This is a genomic window from Pseudomonas sp. NPDC096917 (assembly GCF_044762555.1).
GTDB lineage: Bacteria > Pseudomonadota > Gammaproteobacteria > Pseudomonadales > Pseudomonadaceae > Aquipseudomonas.
Genome location: NZ_JBIWEO010000001.1, coordinates 179,701 through 195,782, shown reverse-complemented (window position 1 = coordinate 195,782; position 16,082 = coordinate 179,701). Strand labels below are relative to the sequence as shown.

Annotated in this window: 13 protein-coding genes; 4 read left to right on the top strand and 9 right to left on the bottom strand. The window is 56.7% G+C overall.

From position 1 onward, the window contains the following. The first annotated feature begins 11 nt into the window (after positions 1-11). On the top strand, positions 12-1,595 hold the full coding sequence (gene gshA, locus ACIQYF_RS00945) for a glutamate--cysteine ligase (protein ID WP_402855514.1): 1,584 nt from the start codon (positions 12-14) through the stop codon (positions 1,593-1,595). Between the two features lie 953 nt (positions 1,596-2,548). On the opposite strand, the gene ACIQYF_RS00940 is transcribed toward gshA, so the two are convergent. Then, entirely contained in the window at positions 2,549-2,797 is a 249-nt protein-coding gene (locus tag ACIQYF_RS00940) for a colicin E3-like toxin immunity protein (RefSeq protein WP_402855512.1), read from the bottom strand. Positions 2,798-2,805: 8 nt separating this feature from the next. Further along, positions 2,806-4,056: an S-type pyocin domain-containing protein gene (locus ACIQYF_RS00935; protein WP_402855509.1), complete on the bottom strand. Its 1,251-nt coding sequence runs from the start codon at positions 4,054-4,056 to the stop codon at positions 2,806-2,808. Between the two features lie 455 nt (positions 4,057-4,511). Here ACIQYF_RS00935 and ACIQYF_RS00930 point away from each other — a divergent pair, with 455 nt between their 5' ends. Next, positions 4,512-4,775: a DUF3077 domain-containing protein gene (locus ACIQYF_RS00930; RefSeq protein ID WP_402855506.1), complete on the top strand. Its 264-nt coding sequence runs from the start codon at positions 4,512-4,514 to the stop codon at positions 4,773-4,775. 71 nt (positions 4,776-4,846) lie between these two features. Here the strand turns inward: ACIQYF_RS00930 and argA are convergent, their stop codons facing one another. Beyond that, the gene (gene argA, locus ACIQYF_RS00925; RefSeq protein ID WP_402855503.1) at positions 4,847-6,145 is read right to left on the bottom strand and encodes an amino-acid N-acetyltransferase; all 1,299 of its coding nucleotides are present in this window, start codon (positions 6,143-6,145) and stop codon (positions 4,847-4,849) included. Positions 6,146-6,280: 135 nt separating this feature from the next. Continuing rightward, the gene (gene argE / locus ACIQYF_RS00920) at positions 6,281-7,432 is read right to left on the bottom strand and encodes an acetylornithine deacetylase (protein WP_402855500.1); all 1,152 of its coding nucleotides are present in this window, start codon (positions 7,430-7,432) and stop codon (positions 6,281-6,283) included. 156 nt (positions 7,433-7,588) lie between these two features. Between argE and ACIQYF_RS00915 the strand changes: the two genes are divergently transcribed. Continuing rightward, positions 7,589-8,977: an inorganic triphosphatase gene (locus ACIQYF_RS00915; protein WP_019411730.1), complete on the top strand. Its 1,389-nt coding sequence runs from the start codon at positions 7,589-7,591 to the stop codon at positions 8,975-8,977. Between the two features lie 93 nt (positions 8,978-9,070). Here ACIQYF_RS00915 and ACIQYF_RS00910 read toward each other — a convergent pair whose 3' ends face one another. From ACIQYF_RS00910 to ACIQYF_RS00895, 4 genes are all read right to left on the bottom strand, one after another. Then, positions 9,071-9,634, bottom strand: coding sequence for a lipocalin family protein (locus ACIQYF_RS00910; protein WP_402855496.1), 564 nt, complete (start codon positions 9,632-9,634; stop codon positions 9,071-9,073). A gap of 21 nt (positions 9,635-9,655) precedes the next feature. Further along, entirely contained in the window at positions 9,656-9,910 is a 255-nt protein-coding gene (gene bamE / locus ACIQYF_RS00905) for an outer membrane protein assembly factor BamE (protein ID WP_402855494.1), read from the bottom strand. Between the two features lie 209 nt (positions 9,911-10,119). Then, positions 10,120-11,130, bottom strand: a complete 1,011-nt coding sequence (locus tag ACIQYF_RS00900; protein WP_402855492.1) for a class 1 fructose-bisphosphatase — start codon at positions 11,128-11,130, stop codon at positions 10,120-10,122. Between the two features lie 249 nt (positions 11,131-11,379). After that, positions 11,380-13,827, bottom strand: coding sequence for a glycogen/starch/alpha-glucan phosphorylase (locus tag ACIQYF_RS00895; protein ID WP_402855489.1), 2,448 nt, complete (start codon positions 13,825-13,827; stop codon positions 11,380-11,382). 255 nt (positions 13,828-14,082) lie between these two features. On the opposite strand from ACIQYF_RS00895, the gene ACIQYF_RS00890 reads away from it, so the two are divergent. Continuing rightward, positions 14,083-14,520, top strand: coding sequence for a YkgJ family cysteine cluster protein (locus tag ACIQYF_RS00890; protein WP_402856166.1), 438 nt, complete (start codon positions 14,083-14,085; stop codon positions 14,518-14,520). A 77-nt stretch (positions 14,521-14,597) separates the two neighbouring features. Here ACIQYF_RS00890 and ACIQYF_RS00885 read toward each other — a convergent pair. After that, positions 14,598-16,082: GTP-binding protein TypA/BipA (locus ACIQYF_RS00885; RefSeq protein ID WP_402855486.1), on the bottom strand; the 1,485-nt coding region annotated here is incomplete at its 5' end.

The following is a 16,082-nucleotide window of genomic DNA, read 5'->3' as shown; positions in this document are numbered from 1 at the left end:
AGGAATCCAACTTGAGCGAACTTCTCAACCGCCGCCTGGCTCTGCTCGGCGAGCGCGCCAACCTCACTCTGCTCGAGCAGTGCCTGCACGGTATCGAGCGCGAATGCCTGCGCGTCACGGGCGATGCACGCCTGGCGCAGACACCGCACCCCGAAGAGCTGGGTTCGGCCCTGACCAACGACCAAATCACCACCGACTATTCCGAGTCGCTGCTGGAGTTTATTACCCCGGCCCTGCCCGACCCTGCGGACACGCTGGCCAGCCTCGACAAGATTCATCGTTTTGCCTACAGCAAACTCGGCAACGAGTACCTGTGGAGCCCTTCGATGCCGTGCCCGTTGCCGGCCGAAGAAGACATCCCGATTGCCTATTACGGCACGTCCAACATTGGCCAGCTCAAGTACGTGTACCGTAAAGGCCTGGCCCTGCGTTACGGCAAGAGCATGCAGTGCATCGCCGGGATCCACTACAACTTCTCCCTGCCCGAAACCTTGTGGCCTGTGCTCAAGCAAGCTGAAGGCTTTGTCGGCACCGACCGCGATTACCAATCAGACGCCTACATCGCACTGATCCGTAACTTCCGTCGCTACAGCTGGTTACTGATGTACCTGTTCGGCGCGTCACCTGCGCTGGATGCCGGTTTCTTGCGTGGTCGTTCGCACCAGTTGGAGCAACTGGACGCCGAGACGCTCTACCTACCGTATGCCACCAGCCTGCGCATGAGCGACCTGGGCTACCAGAGCAATGCCCAGGCCGGACTGACGCCGTGCTACAACAACCTCGACAGCTACACCGACAGCCTACGCAAAGCGGTGGCCACGCCCTACCCGCCGTATGTCGAAATCGGCACGCACAAAGATGGCGAGTGGGTGCAGTTGAACACCAACATCCTGCAAATCGAAAACGAGTACTACTCCAACATCCGCCCCAAGCGCGTGACCTACACCGGCGAGCGCCCGATTCAGGCGTTGGTGGCGCGCGGGGTGCAGTACGTTGAAGTGCGCTTGCTGGACATCAACCCGTTTCTGCCGGTGGGTATCGACCTGCCTGAAGCGCGTTTTCTGGATGCGTTCCTGCTGTACTGCGCCTTCAATGACAGCCCGCAGTTCGATAACGCTGAGTGCAGCAGTTGCACCTCCAACTTCGCGAGCGTGGTCAAAGAAGGTCGCCGTCCGGGCCTGCAACTGCAACGCGACGGCCAGGCGGTCGACATGAAGGAATGGGCAGCAGAAATGCTGGAGCAGATTGCGCCACTGGCGGCCTTGCTTGACCAGAGCCACGGCGGCGATGCCCATAGCAAAGCGTTGGACGAGCAATTGGCCAAGGTCAAGGATGTGTCCCTGACACCGTCCGCCAAGGTATTGGCCAGCATGACCGAGCATAAAGAAAGCTTCGCCCAGTTCTCGATGCGTCAAAGCTTGGCCCATGCCGAATACTTTCGCAGTGTGCCGTTGAGTGCAGAAGAGCAGGCGGCGTTCGAAGAAAAGGCGCGCACGTCATTGCAAGAACAGACGGAAACCGAGCAAATCGAACAGGGCGATTTCGATCAGTTTGTGGCCTCGTATCAGGCGAGTATTTTGGCAATCAGTAACTGAGGTGTGTCGCAGGCGCTGGTTTTTTCCAGCGTCTGATTCGCTCTCAGTTGCTCTAAAGCTTCAGTTGGAAGACCTTCCGGGCGATTGAAGTTTTCTTGCGCCGTTAAATGATAAGCCTGCGCGCTCCCGTGACATAACAATGTTGACTCTCACGCCTTACATAGAAGACATAGCGACGTTCCAAAGAACGTGATCCTGTGCGTTTTAAACGCCTCGTTGAATCCTATAACTATAGGCTTATGCCATTCTCCGGGCAGACTTACGTCCAGGAGAATGCGTAGCATTCTTTCAGAATCTTCCTACGAACATTATCTCCTCCAACGAAACATCATCCTATAAATTACATAGCCTGACACAGACCAATGGGCGAGCCTATTACACGGCTGTAGAGCCAAGTTCCACACGCTCGCTCACCAACTAAAATATTCACAACGCTCAGGTATTTATAACATGAACAAGACACGCTTAAAGGGCAGCATGCACAGCTTACTACTATGGATTACCCTTCTTTTATTTATAGCCTGCACCAACGCATTGATATATGCCTCATCGCTCTTAAATTTCAGAGAAAGCTCACAACTCATATTTGTTTTCAGTTTCTATCTTTTTGCTTATTTGGGTGCTTTGTTTTTGTTAATCCAACTATGGAATTTCGCGCATAAATTCTTAGCACCCAAGCCACTCCCAGGCCAAAAAATAGTGGTGACCTACGAAGTAACGCTAGAAGAATATGAAAAAATAAAAACCTTTCTGACTGACATTAGAATTTAACGATCATTATTTTAAATAACAAATATCCATCCCTTTATGGATGGGGTCGCTGCGATTCAAAACACCCCTACTGCTCTCTGCGACAGTTCCAACGTTTGCTGGAAGGACGTAGCGCATGGACTTACACATTTGTAGGAGCGAGCGTGCTCGCTCCTACAGTTGACCGTGCCCAGCCTTGAGCGCTAACGTTTATAGTTAAACGAAACTTGGTAATCGAATTCATTCAAGTCTATGCGATGCACAAACAAGGGCTGCAACGTTGTGAGCCATTCACGCCCCACATCAAAGCAACCGTTATTGACATTTTTTTTTATTGATAGGCCTAGCGTCTCAACGATAGTGCAATCGTTACCGAAATCTTCAGACGTTTCGTCTTCAACAATAAATTCCGTTTTTTTGTCATACCATGAAAGTTTGACTGTTAAGCCCATCACTCACCTCACAGATATTTTTTGATATTTCTATTTTTTATGGGGGGCCGCATCTGCTGCCCCGTTGTAGGATCGAAAGCTCCTAAATGACTGCCGTCACTTGTTCGATACACTTCGAGCTCTCCATGCCGATAATCCCACTCATAAACTCTCCTCCCCTTAGAATCTATCCAGCGAGCACGAGTACCACCATCCACTTTAGGCGTCTTCCCCTTTACTTGGGTGAGACCTTGGAAACCACTAATCGCTGCGGTCTCAGGGGGCAAATGATACGAATGATCGGGCTCGGTCACGCCCTTGCGCGGCACATTCAACACAATATAAAGCGGTGACACCCCCGAATCAGCCGGGAACACCAGAATGAAGTCCTTGTAGTCCGGCGGGTAGATCGGGTTGACGATGATGCTGTCGGCGTTTTTGGTCGGTGGGAAGATCCAAATATGCGGGGTGTGTGGCGCGCCTTTTAGCGGTGGAATGCCGAGCGTGTCTGTGGGATCAATCGCAGGCGTCCAGATCAACTCGACGCCGTCACCAAAATCCGCCACTTGTTGCGAGCCACGCTGGCTGAACTGGATGACGTCGATCATTTCCCATTCGGGTTTTGAGCCGGTGTAGAAGCCGTAACCCTTAAGCGAGCCATCTGCCTGTTGCTCGACGTACAAGCGCATGCGGGTCCGGGCTTGTTTGAGTGAGCGCAGTTGGTCTTCGGTGTACAACGCGCTGTCGCCCATTGACGACGGCCAGAACAAGGCGATGAGGCCAGTCACAAGCCCCGCGCCCAGCGTGCCAGTGGCGGCGAGCGGAGCAACAAGCGGAGCAGCGATCAACGCGGTTCGACCGAGCGCCAGGCCACCCAGACCCGCTGGCACCGCGCCACTGATTTTTTCCAGTGGCACTAATCCGGAACTGTCTGCCTGACGGGCTCCCAAAATCGCGAAATGGCCATAATCGCTCAGGCTGTCGACGGGCACGAAGCCCGTGGGGTCGGTGTAGTTGATAACGGCATCGGGCAGTTTGTTGCACTTGGCAAACACACACCCCCGGCGCTCGGGCTTCTGATGGTGTTGCTGTGCAGCAGCTTCAGCCCGGCGCCGCTCCATGTGAGCTTCTTGCCGGGCCTCAATGGCCTCGTAGGCTTTTATGCCGGCCTCACGCTCTTTGAGCTCGGCAGGAGTCATATCATCGAAATAAGACGCGCCTTGGCCACCATCGCCCCCGACATGTCGTCGTGTTTGGATGACGCCTTTCTGACTGGCCATATGACGCTTTCCTAGGGGAGAGCGCCGCACGTTATCGGCATAAAAAACGGGCCGAAATCAGCTGAGTCCGTAGCTTTTGTAGGGCAGTGGAGTTTTTATTGAGTGATTTGTATAAGGCGCGAATTGAGATACGCGCACACAAAAGCGCAGCCTCCTACACGAACTGCGGCAATGGACGGCTTCAGGGGTTTAAACGCAGGCGTACTGTGCACTGTCACTGAAATAAACAGTGGTCGGGCTTGAGAATCCGAGAAAGAATAGCGACCTGAACGCCACCCATCCCACGATAGATGGCGTTTTTATGTGCCAGCTCACCCTGTTATGGCGGCTGTGCGCGGGGGGCCTTCGTGCCTGCCGGGGTTCCTATTGTCCCGATTCTCAGCCCGCGTACGGCTGCCACCTTTAGGCCTGAGAACCAAAAGTGGCAGCTCTTAAACCCAATAGGAGTATGCCCAATGACCATCCAATCCCCGATCAAAACCCTCGGCGCCGTCACCTTCGGCCCTTGCAGCACAGATAACCACGAACTCTTTCGCGTTAACCCTGATGTCCCTCTGCGCCAAGCGCTGGAGCAGGTTTCGGCACTGTTGTATTGCGCCAAAAAGCTGGCTCTGGATGCCGCGCTGGATAAAGACAGCGAACGCCAGGCCTGGGCCTCGCACTACTTGTGCGACATGGGCAAGGCGGTGATTGATGATTTGTGTTTGCGGGCGTTTTAGGGCGGGCTGCTGATAGTGCGTAGCCGCTGAAGAGGCTCGAGCCTCTTCAGCGGCTACAAGGCTTACGTTCGTTACAGCGCCTTTTCAAAGATCTTGGAGTTGCGCTGGAAGTTGTACAGCGACGCGCGTGCTGCCGGTAGACGCTCTACGCTGCTCGGCTCAAAGCCGCGCTCGCGGAACCAGTGCGCCGTACGGGTCGTCAGCACGAACAAGGTTTTGAGACCCTGCGCCCGCGCACGGTTTTCGATACGTTCCAGCAGTTCATCGCCCCGGCGACCATGACGGTACTCCGGGTTGACCGCCAGACACGCCAGCTCACCCGCGTCCGAATCGGCAATTTGATACAGCGCCGCGCAGGCGATGATCATGCCTTCGCGCTCGACCACGCTGAATTGTTCTATCTCGCGCTCCAGCACTTCACGCGAACGGCGCACAAGAATGCCCTGCTCTTCCAGCGGGCTGATCAGTTCGAGCAACCCACCCACGTCTTCAATCGCGGCTTCGCGGGTGACTTCGAATTGCTCTTGGGCAACCAGCGTTCCGCCACCGTGACGGGTAAACAATTCGGTCAGCAGCGCGCCATCTTCGGCGTAGCTGACGATGTGGCTGCGTGCCACGCCGCCGCTGCACGCCTCGGCCGCCGCTTCGAGCAGTTCGGCCTGATAATCGCTGCCCAGACGTTTCATGTGCGCGGGCACTTGTTGCGGCCGCAACTCACGGACCAACCGCCCGTTTTCATCGAGCAAACCGGATTCGGCGCCGAACAGCAGCAGTTTGTCCGCCGCCAGGTCGATGGCGGCACGGGTGGCGACGTCTTCGCAGGCCAGGTTGAAGATTTCTCCGGTCGGCGAGTAGCCCAAAGGCGACAGCAGCACGATGGAACGCTCGTCCAGCAGGCGATTGATACCTTTGCGGTCGACCCGGCGTACTTCGCCGGTGTGGTGATAGTCCACGCCATCGAGCACGCCAATCGGCCGCGCCGTGACCAGGTTGCCGCTGGCCACCCGCAGGCGCGAGCCCTGCATGGGCGACGAGGCCATGTCCATCGACAAACGCGCTTCAATCGCAATGCGCAATTGGCCCACGGCGTCGATCACACACTCCAGCGTCGGCGCGTCCGTGATGCGCATGCCTTTGTGATAATGCGGCACCAGGCCACGCGCTTCGAGGCGACTTTCGATTTGCGGACGCGACCCGTGAACCAGTACCAGGCGCACCCCCAAGCTGTGCAACAGCACCAGGTCGTGGACGATGTTGCCGAAATTGGGGTGCGCTACGCCGTCGCCAGGGAGCATGACGACGAAGGTGCAGTCGCGGTGAGCATTGATGTAAGGAGAAGCATGACGCAGCCAGTTAACGTAATCGTGCATAACCAAAGCCTGTAAAAAATGAGCCGCCTAAAAAGGGCAAAAACAGCAAACGCACAGCAGGCTGATAGTTATCGTCGAAACAAACTTGGCAACACGCGTGCTCTCCTTGTGTGTACGGGTTGAGCCTGCGGCACTTTACTGGGCCGGGGTCAGGCAATAGTGTTCGATCAGTTGGCTTAATAGACGCACTGTCGGCTGCAAACGTGACATTTCGAGGTGTTCACCTGGCTGATGCGCGCACGTGATGTCGCCAGGGCCCAGCACGATGGTCTCGCAGCCAAGCTGCTGAAGATAAGGCGCTTCAGTGCCAAACGCTACTGCTTCGGCGCGATGGCCGGTAAGTCGTTCAGCCACTCGCACCAATTCGCTGTCAGCGGCCTGTTCGAAGGGCGCCACACCCGCCGCGATCGGGGCGAAGTCGATCTTGACCTGATGCCGCTCAGCCAAGGGGTTGAGCTTGCTGCGAATGATTGCACGCAATGCGTTCGGGTCCATGCCCGGCAAAGGTCGCAGGTCGAATTCCAGTGAGCATTGGCCGCAGATCCGGTTCGGGTTGTCGCCGCCATGAATGCAGCCAAAGTTGAGGGTCGGTTGCGGCACGCTGAACTGCGGGTTGCGGTACTCGGTCAGCCATTGCTGACGCAGGCCTTTAAGCTCGGTGATCGCGTCGTGCATGGCGTCCAGGGCGCTGTGACCCAGGTTTGGGTCAGAGGAATGGCCGCTGCGACCCAGAATGTCGATGCGCTCCATCATCACGCCTTTGTGCATGCGGATCGGCTTGAGCCCGGTCGGCTCACCAATCACCGCAGCGCGGCCCAATGGTCGCCCGGCCTCAACCAGTGCTCGGGCACCGGCCATGGAAGTTTCTTCATCGCAGGTGGCCAAAATCAGCAAGGGCTGTTTGAACGGCTGATCGAGCAACGGGCGCACCGCTTCGATGATCAATGCGAAAAAGCCTTTCATGTCGCAACTGCCAAGGCCGACCCAGCGGTTATCCACTTCAGTGAGTTTGAGTGGATCGGTCTGCCACAGCGCTTCATCGTAGGGCACCGTGTCACTGTGGCCTGCCAGTACCAACCCGCCGGGGCCGCTGCCGAAACTGGCGAGCAAGTTGAACTTGCCGGGGCTGACCTGCTGAATATCGCAGTTAAACCCCAGATCACCGAGCCACGTGGCCAGTAAGTCGATCACGGCACGATTGGATTGATCCAAATGAGGCTGGGTACAACTGACCGACGGTGTGCCGATCAACGCAGCGAATTGCTCTTTGAGGGAAGGTAAGGGCATGCGCTGACTTCCTGTTGGCTGGGCGAGGCCCATCATAGAGCTATCTGCGCCCTAGAATAAACCCGCGCGGCGCGCCGCAGCGACGAGTCCTGTACACTGCACGGCCTTGGCAGCCACACTTTCCCCGGCTGCGCACCGTTCCTGGATTTTCCGGCCATGCAGAAAGAAACCGAAATCAAACTCCGCGTCAGCCGCGAAACCCTCGCCGCTTTGCGCGAGCATCCTTTATTGAAGAAGCGCAACAAAAGTGGCTGGGAAAGCCGTGAGTTGTTAAACCAGTATTTCGACACGCCTGAGCGCGATCTGGCCAAGGCCAAGGTTGCCCTGCGCTTGCGTCGCGACGGTGAAGAGGTGATTCAAACCCTCAAGACCCGCGGCCAAAGCATTGCCGGGCTGTCGGAGCGCAACGAATACGACTGGCACCTGCCAAAAGCCAAGCTCGATATTAAAAAGCTCGAAGGCGAATGCTGGCCGGATGAGTTGGCCGAGCTGGACAAAAAGACCCTGAAGCCAATCTTCACCACCGATTTTGTTCGCGAGCGCGCTGAAATCTCGTGGGGCCGCGGCAAAGCCAAAGTGGTGATCGAAGCCGCTCTGGACCTGGGCCACGTGATTGCCGGCAAGCAGAAAGAAGAAATCTGCGAGCTGGAGCTGGAATTGCGCGAAGGCGAACCAGCTGCCTTGCTGGAATTGGCCGCCGAACTGGCTGAAAAACTGGCCCTGATGCCGTGTGACATCAGCAAGGCTGAGCGCGGTTATCGCCTGTTTGATGCCAACAGCTACGCCGTCAGCCTGCCCGCCCCGGAACTGACTCCTGAAACGCCGCTGGACGACGCCTTTGCCGCACTGGCCTGGCACCTGCTGGGCAGCAGCCAGCGTCTGGCCGAGCAGTACCGTTTCAATGGCCACTGGCGCTTGCTGCAAGACTGGGTTCAGCAGTTGATTGACCTGCGTGCGCTGGTCAGCAGCCTCGGTCAGGCCGCGCCTCGCCCTTCGACCCACGACTTGCGCGCTCAACTGGACGCCTTGCTCGAAGACTGGCGCCCGATGGTGCAAGCTGGTCAAGACGATGAAGACGTGCGTAAAGCCGCCCCTGAGCAGTTCCTGGAAGAGTTGGAAGACCCGCGTTGGGGCCAGTTCTCGCTGAACACTTCGCGCTGGTTGCTGGCACGTAGCTGGACCATCGACCGTGGCACCACCCGTGGCAATCGCCAGGGCGCTGCACAACTGGCGAGCTGGTTGCCGCGTCTGCTGTCAGATGAGGCCATTGCGCTGCGTCTGAACCGTTACCAGCAGCAACCCGAAGACCTGGCCGAGCAACTGCCGCGCATCGAGCGCATTCAGGCATGGTTGCGTCTGGCGCGCGGCGTGCTGGAGATTCCGGAAGTGGACCGCTTGTATGGCGAAATGAACAAGTTGCAAGACTTGGCCAACCTGCCCATCACTGACGACGCAGAAAGCAATGACCTGCTGCTCAACGCACGCAAGCAACAAGCCATTGCCGTGTATCAGAATCGCGCATGGAAGACGCTGTTGCGCGCTTAAGCTGGCATCGTTGCTGTGCTTGCTCGCGATTTTTTGAAAATCAAAAGATCGCGAGCAAGCTCGCTCCTACAGAGTAAAGGGGTATTGCACCCTTTAATTCTTAGGCATGTCTGCATCAGGCGTTCGCCAGATCAACCGTGTGGTGTCATAGCCCTGTTGCTGAGCCTTGCTGAGCAGTTCGTCGCGGGTTTGCTGATCGATCTGCGGCTTGCGCGACAGCAGCCATAGGTAGCGTCGATCCGGGTTACCGACCAGCGCGGTACTGTAGTCGTCGCCCAAGTACAGCACCCAATAATCACCCTTGGTCACACCCGGCAATAACGTCGACACCCAGTTATCGAACTCGACCCACAACTTGTCGGTTTTACCCGGCACTTGCGGGCTGGCCGTACCCTTGGCCTCTTCCCACTTGCCCTCTGCGGTCTGGCAGCGGTTCAACACTGCCACGTTGCCATCAGGCTTTAGCGTGTACTGAGCCTCGGATTGCGCGCAGTTGCGCTGGAAGAACATCGGCAACCGAGCCTGTTCATACCACGTGCCCTGATAGCGTTTCAGGTCGACGCTTTCGACCGTTTTCGGTGCCATCGCATCGTTGCTCGACGTGGAGCATCCCGCCAGCACCAGCGCCGCTCCCAGAGAGGCTAAAAGACGTTTCATCGTTAACGCTCCTGTGTCGTTTTACTTCAAACCCTGACCCGAGAAAATAAGCACTTTATCGCCTGCGTACTGCACGCTGATAAAGCTGTTTTTATCGCCCCAGGTGCAGCTCGACATGCCCAGCGCGCCCGAACAATCAGTCGGGCTGCCCAGCAGTTTTTCGACTTCGGCCTTGGACATACCCGCAGCCAGTTTGGAGTAGTTCTCTTGATTGACCTTGCTGCAAGCCGCCAGCAGCACACAGAACGTCAACAACGCCAAAGAACGCAACTTCATGGAATAGCTCCTGAATAAGAAAGTCGGCATCGCTGCCTGCTGCAAGCTTAGAAGAGAAAAGCGCGGGGTGGTTCCCGTGAATTGTCAGAGAGGCAAAACAACTGTGGGAGCGGGCTTGCTCGCGATGCATACAACTCGGTGATTAGCCGTGTCGATGCTGTCGCGAGCAAGCCCGCTCCCACAGGGGTGAAGGCGTAAAGCGGGGGGGCTTACTCTTTGTGGTACGCGGTCACACGCGCCACTTCTTCTTTGGAACCCAGGAATACGGCGACACGCTGGTGCAGGCCTTCTGGCTGGATGTCGAGGATACGCTGGTGGCCGTCAGTCGAAGTGCCGCCCGCCTGTTCCACGAGGAACGACATCGGGTTGGCTTCGTACATCAGGCGCAGTTTGCCCGGCTTGGAAGGCTCGCGGCTGTCGCGTGGGTACATGAACAGGCCACCACGGGTCAGGATGCGGTGTACGTCGGCAACCATCGCGGCCACCCAACGCATGTTGTAGTTCTTGTTCAGCGGGCCTTCTTCGCCAGCCAGCAACTCGTCAACATAGCGCTGTACCGGCGCTTCCCAGTGGCGCTGGTTGGACATGTTGATGGCGAATTCCTGAGTGCTTTCAGGAATGGTGATGTCTTCGTGAGTCAGCACGAAGCTGCCCATTTCGCGGTCCAGGGTGAAGCCTTTGACGCCGTCGCCCAGGGTCAGTACCAGCATGGTCTGCGGGCCGTAGATGGCATAACCGGCTGCCACTTGCTGAGTGCCTGGCTGCAGGAAGGCCTTTTCGTTCAATGGTTCGTTCTGGGTCAGGTACTCATTCGGGCAACGCAGTACCGAGAAGATCGTGCCGACCGGGGCGTTGATGTCAATGTTCGATGAGCCGTCCAGTGGGTCGAATACCAACAGGTAGGCGCCTTTCGGGTATTTGCCCGGGATCTGATAGGCATTGTCCATTTCTTCGGACGCCATGCCGGCCAGGTGACCGCCCCACTCGTTGGCTTCGAGCAGGATTTCGTTGGAAATCACGTCGAGCTTCTTCTGCACTTCACCTTGTACGTTTTCAGTGCCCATGCTGCCCAAAACACCGCCCAGGGCGCCTTTGGACACAGCGTGGCTGATCTCTTTGCAAGCACGCGCCACCACTTCGATGAGGAAACGCAAATCAGCAGGGGTGTTGTTGCTGCGGGTCTGCTCGATCAGATAGCGACTCAGGGTAACGCGGGACATGTAAGGCTCCGAACAATGGGGAGGGGGCGAAAAACCCGCGCAGTTTAACGCGTGTTGGCGTGCAAATCTTCTAATCAGACTGAGAACCGACAGAGAGGGTTCCTTCAGGGCACGAAACCAAACCTGCACACACCGTGGGGGCGGGCTTGCTCGCGATGGTATCGACACGGTCAATCCGTTAGACCGAGTTGCATGCATCGCGAGCAAGCCCGCCCCCACAAGGTTATGCACAGCCGTTTAAATCCGGTGTCACAACGCTTTCCAGATATCTGTCGCGTACTCACGAATGGTCCGGTCAGATGAGAACCAGCCCGTGCGCGCCGTGTTCAACACGGCCTTGCGCCACCATTCATCCTTGTCGTGCCACAGGTGTTCAACGCGCATTTGCGCATCCCAGTAAGCATCAAAGTCGGCACACACCAAAAAGCGGTCGTAGTCGATCAGTGAGTCGACAAACCCGGTGTAGCGCGCCGGGTCATCGTGGGAGAACACCCCGCCACGAATAGCCTGTAACACATCATTCAGCCGATGCGAAGCCGCCACATCCGCCGCCGCATGGAACTCGCCATTGAGCTTTCGGGCTTCGACCTGTTGGGAGGTAAGGCCGAAAATAAACATATTTTCCGCGCCGATCCGCTCGCACATTTCGACGTTGGCACCGTCCATTGTGCCAATGGTCAGCGCACCATTAAGGCCAAACTTCATGTTGCTGGTGCCCGATGCTTCGTAGCCAGCTGTGGATATTTGTTCCGACAAGTCCGCCGCCGGGATGATGTTCTCGGCCAGGCTGACGTTGTAGTTGGGGATAAACACCACTTTGAGCAGGCCGCGCACCGTCGGATCGTTGTTGACGGTACGGGCAATGTCGTTGGCCAGCTTGATAATGAGTTTGGCCTGGGTATAACTGGCTGCCGCCTTGCCTGCAAAGATCTTGACCCGAGGCACCCAGTTGTTGCCCGGCTCAGCACGAATGGCCTGATACAAGGCGACGGTGTGCAGTAAGTTAAGCAACTGACGCTTGTACTCGTGGATCCGCTTGATCTGCACATCAAACATTGCTTCAGGGCTGACCACGATACCCAGCCGTTCGTAGATCAGCCCTGCCAAGGTGCATTTGCTCTGCAAGCGCTGCTCGGCAAATTGCTTGCGGAAATCTGCGCGCTCGGCAAAAGGCTCCAGCTTGATCAGTTTGTGCTCTGTTTCATCGAGCACGTCCTCACCCAGCGCGTTTACCAGCATCGCTGTTAACGGCGGGTTGGCCTGGAACAGCCAGCGGCGGAAGGTCACGCCGTTGGTTTTGTTGTTGATGCGGTCGGGGTAGAGCTTGTGCAGATCGGCAAACACCGTGCTGCGCATCAGTTGGGTGTGCAAACCCGAAACGCCGTTCACGCTATGAGAACCCAAAAACGCCAGGTTACCCATGCGCACGCGACGGCCGTTGTCTTCTTCGATCAGTGAGACAGCACGCAGCACGTCAAAATCATGCACGCCTTTTTCACGCAGCGAGTCGATGTGATAGCCGTTGATCAGGTAGATGATCTGCATATGACGCGGCAGTAAGCGCTCCATCAAGCCGACCGGCCAAGTCTCCAGCGCCTCAGGCAGCAAGGTGTGGTTGGTGTACGACAGCGTGTCGACGGTGACTTTCCACGCCGTGGCCCACTCGATGCTGTGTTCATCAACCAGGATGCGCATCAGCTCGGCAACGGCAATCGAGGGGTGAGTATCGTTGAGCTGGATAGAAACGTGCTCGGCCAGGTTCAGCAGGGTGTCGTGCACATTCAAGTGCCTACGCAGCAAATCTTGCAGCGAGGCGGATACAAAGAAGAATTCCTGGCGCAAACGCAGCTCTTGGCCAGCTTCGTTACTGTCTGCCGGATACAGCACGCGAGAAATGCTCTCTGCGCGCACGACTTCGGCCACAGCGCCCAAATGATCTCCGGCGTTGAAGCGCCCCAGGTTCAAGTCGTGCAGCGCCCTCGCCCGCCACAGGCGCAAGGTGTTGACGCTGGCACCGCGCCAGCCTACGACAGGCGTGTCATAGGCGATGGCACGTACCGTTTCGTTCGGCCACCAGATTTGTCGTGATTGGCCCTGCTCGTCCTGCTTGGTTTCAACCGAGCCGCCAAAGCCGATCGAGTAAAGCACTTCGGCGCGCTCGAACTCCCAGGGGTTGCCGAAATCAAGCCAGTTCTCGGTTTGTTCCTGTTGCCAGCCGTCAACGATGCTTTGGCGGAACAGCCCGTGTTCGTAGCGAATGCCATAGCCGTGGGCAGCGATGCCCAGGGTCGACATGCTTTCCATAAAGCAGGCGGCGAGTCGCCCCAAACCACCGTTACCCAGCGCAGCATCAGGCTCCAGCAGGCGGATGCGCTCCAGATCCACCCCAAGCTCGGTTAAGGCCTCGCGTGCGACCTCCAGCAAGCCGAGGTTGCTCAGGCTGTCGTACAGCAGACGACCGATCAAAAATTCCAGCGACAGGTAATACACCCGCTTCTGGTCTTTGCGATAAATCTGCCGGGTGTGGTCCATCCAGTGTTCGACCATATGGTCGCGGGCGGCCAGCGCAATGGCTTCAAACCAGTCATGGTCAAACGCGTGATCCGGGTCTTTACCCACCGCGTAAGTCAGTTTGGCTAATACGGCGGCACGAAAATCCGCCACCTGCGCGTCACGAACAAGCGGTTCCTGGGGCATCGATACAACCTCTAGCGAGATGGAGCGATTTGGAGAACGAATGGTGTCAGCCTAGACGCTTCGACAGAAAGAAAGCGCGTTGATTCGTGCTTTTTTTTAAAAAAAACGGACGAAGTGAAAACCGCCCCATAACGATGCACACCTTGAGCTAAACGCCTTAAATCATCGCTTTGTACAAAAAACCGGCAAATGGTTGTTCACTCATTCATCAACCCCGGTATGATCGCGCGCCCTGATGCATGCTGGAATACAAGCCTGATGAAGTCCAACCTGATCGCCGCCGCGGAAATCGACCGTCTCGATACCTGGGCCAAATACTCCGCGCCCATGTGCGGCTCCTGCATTTCCAGCTGCTGCACCTTGCCGGTTGAGGTCAAGATCAAAGACTTGATCCGCATTGGCCTGGTCGATGAGTTCGAACTCGGCGACCCGCCGAAGAACATCGCCAAGCGCCTGCAAAAAGAAGGGATTGTTGAGCGTTTCAACCAGAAGTCGGGGATTTTCACCCTGCAGCGCATGAGCAATAACGATTGCCTGTACCTGGATCGCAAGTCGCGCATGTGCACCATCTATGAAAAGCGCCCGGACACCTGCCGTAACCACCCGCGTGTGGGCCCGCGCCCAGGTTATTGCGCGTATGTGCCTAAAGCTGTTGAGCGTAAAAACAGCAGCGAGAAGCTGATGATTTTTTAAAGACTCAACGCCCGGACATAAAAAAACGCCCCCGACCGCAAGGTCGGGGGCGTTTTTGTAACCGCTAACTAAGTGACTTAGTTTTTGGCTTTTTTGGCAGCGCGGGTACGCTCGCCTTCGTCCAGGATCTTCTTACGAAGACGGATGGACTTAGGAGTCACTTCGCACAGCTCGTCGTCCTGGATGAATTCCAGAGCTTGTTCCAGAGTGAACTTCACTGGTGGAACCAGAGCGATGGTTTCGTCTTTACCCGAAGCACGCATGTTGTCGAGCTTCTTGCCCTTGGTAGGGTTAACGCCCATGTCAGTGTCACGGCTGTTCAGACCAACGATCTGACCGTTGTAGATCTCTTGACCGTGCTCAACAAACAGCTTGCCGCGTGCTTGCAGAGTTTCCAGGGAGTAGGTCAGAGCCTTGCCAGTTTCAACCGAAACCAGTACGCCGTTCTGACGGCCGGACATTTGGCCCGACTTCATCACGTCGTAACGGTCGAAGATCGAGGTCAGGATGCCAGCGCCGTTGGTCAGGGTCAGGAACTGGTTACGGAAACCGATCAGACCACGAGCAGGGATGTTGTATTCCAGACGAACACGGCCTTTGCCATCCGGCACCATGTTGGTCAGGTCGCCCTTACGCAGACCCATCTCTTCCATCACCTTGCCCTGAGATTCTTCAGGGGTGTCGATGGTGACGTTTTCGAACGGTTCGTGCTTAACGCCGTCAACCAGACGAATGATTACTTCTGGACGACCAACGCCCATTTCGAAACCTTCACGACGCATGGTTTCGATCAGTACCGACAAGTGCAGCTCGCCACGGCCAGATACTTTGAACTTGTCAGCCGAGTCGCCTTCTTCAACGCGCAGTGCAACGTTGTAAAGCAGCTCTTTGTCCAGACGTTCCTTGATGTTACGGGAAGTCACGAACTTGCCTTCTTTACCGCAGAATGGCGAGTCGTTTACCTGGAAGGTCATGGAAACGGTTGGCTCGTCAACGGTCAACGGCTTCATCGCTTCAACGTTCATCGGATCACACAGGGTGTCGGAGATGAACAGCGAATCCATACCGCTGATGCAAACGATGTCGCCTGCCGAAGCTTCTTCAACGTCTACACGGTGCAGACCGTGGTGACCCATCAGCTTCAGGATACGGCCGTTACGGCGCTTGCCGTCAGCATCGATCGCCACAACCGGAGTGTTCGGCTTGACGCGACCACGAGCGATACGACCAACACCGATAATGCCCAGGAAGCTGTTGTAGTCCAGTGCCGAGATTTGCATCTGGAACGGACCATCACGGTCAACTTTTGGAGCCGGTACGTTGTCGACGATCGACTGGTACAGCGGGGTCATGTCTTCAGCCATTTCGGTGTGGTCAAGACCCGCAATACCGTTCAGGGCAGAGGCGTAAACCACTTTGAAGTCCAGCTGTTCTTCGGTAGCACCCAGGTTGTCGAACAGGTCGAAGATCTGGTCCAGAACCCAGTCCGGACGTGCGCCTGGACGGTCAACCTTGTTGATAACCACGATTGGACGCAGGCCGGCTTCGAAAGCCTTCGGGGT

Coding starts and splice junctions, on each gene's coding strand:
- ACIQYF_RS00940 (WP_402855512.1), bottom strand. CDS start 2,797: ATGGGCTTAACAGTCAAACTTTCATGGTATGACAAAAAAACGGAATTT.
- ACIQYF_RS00935 (WP_402855509.1), bottom strand. CDS start 4,056: ATGGCCAGTCAGAAAGGCGTCATCCAAACACGACGACATGTCGGGGGC.
- ACIQYF_RS00930 (WP_402855506.1), top strand. CDS start 4,512: ATGACCATCCAATCCCCGATCAAAACCCTCGGCGCCGTCACCTTCGGC.
- argA (WP_402855503.1), bottom strand. CDS start 6,145: ATGCACGATTACGTTAACTGGCTGCGTCATGCTTCTCCTTACATCAAT.
- argE (WP_402855500.1), bottom strand. CDS start 7,432: ATGCCCTTACCTTCCCTCAAAGAGCAATTCGCTGCGTTGATCGGCACA.
- ACIQYF_RS00915 (WP_019411730.1), top strand. CDS start 7,589: ATGCAGAAAGAAACCGAAATCAAACTCCGCGTCAGCCGCGAAACCCTC.
- ACIQYF_RS00910 (WP_402855496.1), bottom strand. CDS start 9,634: ATGAAACGTCTTTTAGCCTCTCTGGGAGCGGCGCTGGTGCTGGCGGGA.
- bamE (WP_402855494.1), bottom strand. CDS start 9,910: ATGAAGTTGCGTTCTTTGGCGTTGTTGACGTTCTGTGTGCTGCTGGCG.
- ACIQYF_RS00900 (WP_402855492.1), bottom strand. CDS start 11,130: ATGTCCCGCGTTACCCTGAGTCGCTATCTGATCGAGCAGACCCGCAGC.
- ACIQYF_RS00895 (WP_402855489.1), bottom strand. CDS start 13,827: ATGCCCCAGGAACCGCTTGTTCGTGACGCGCAGGTGGCGGATTTTCGT.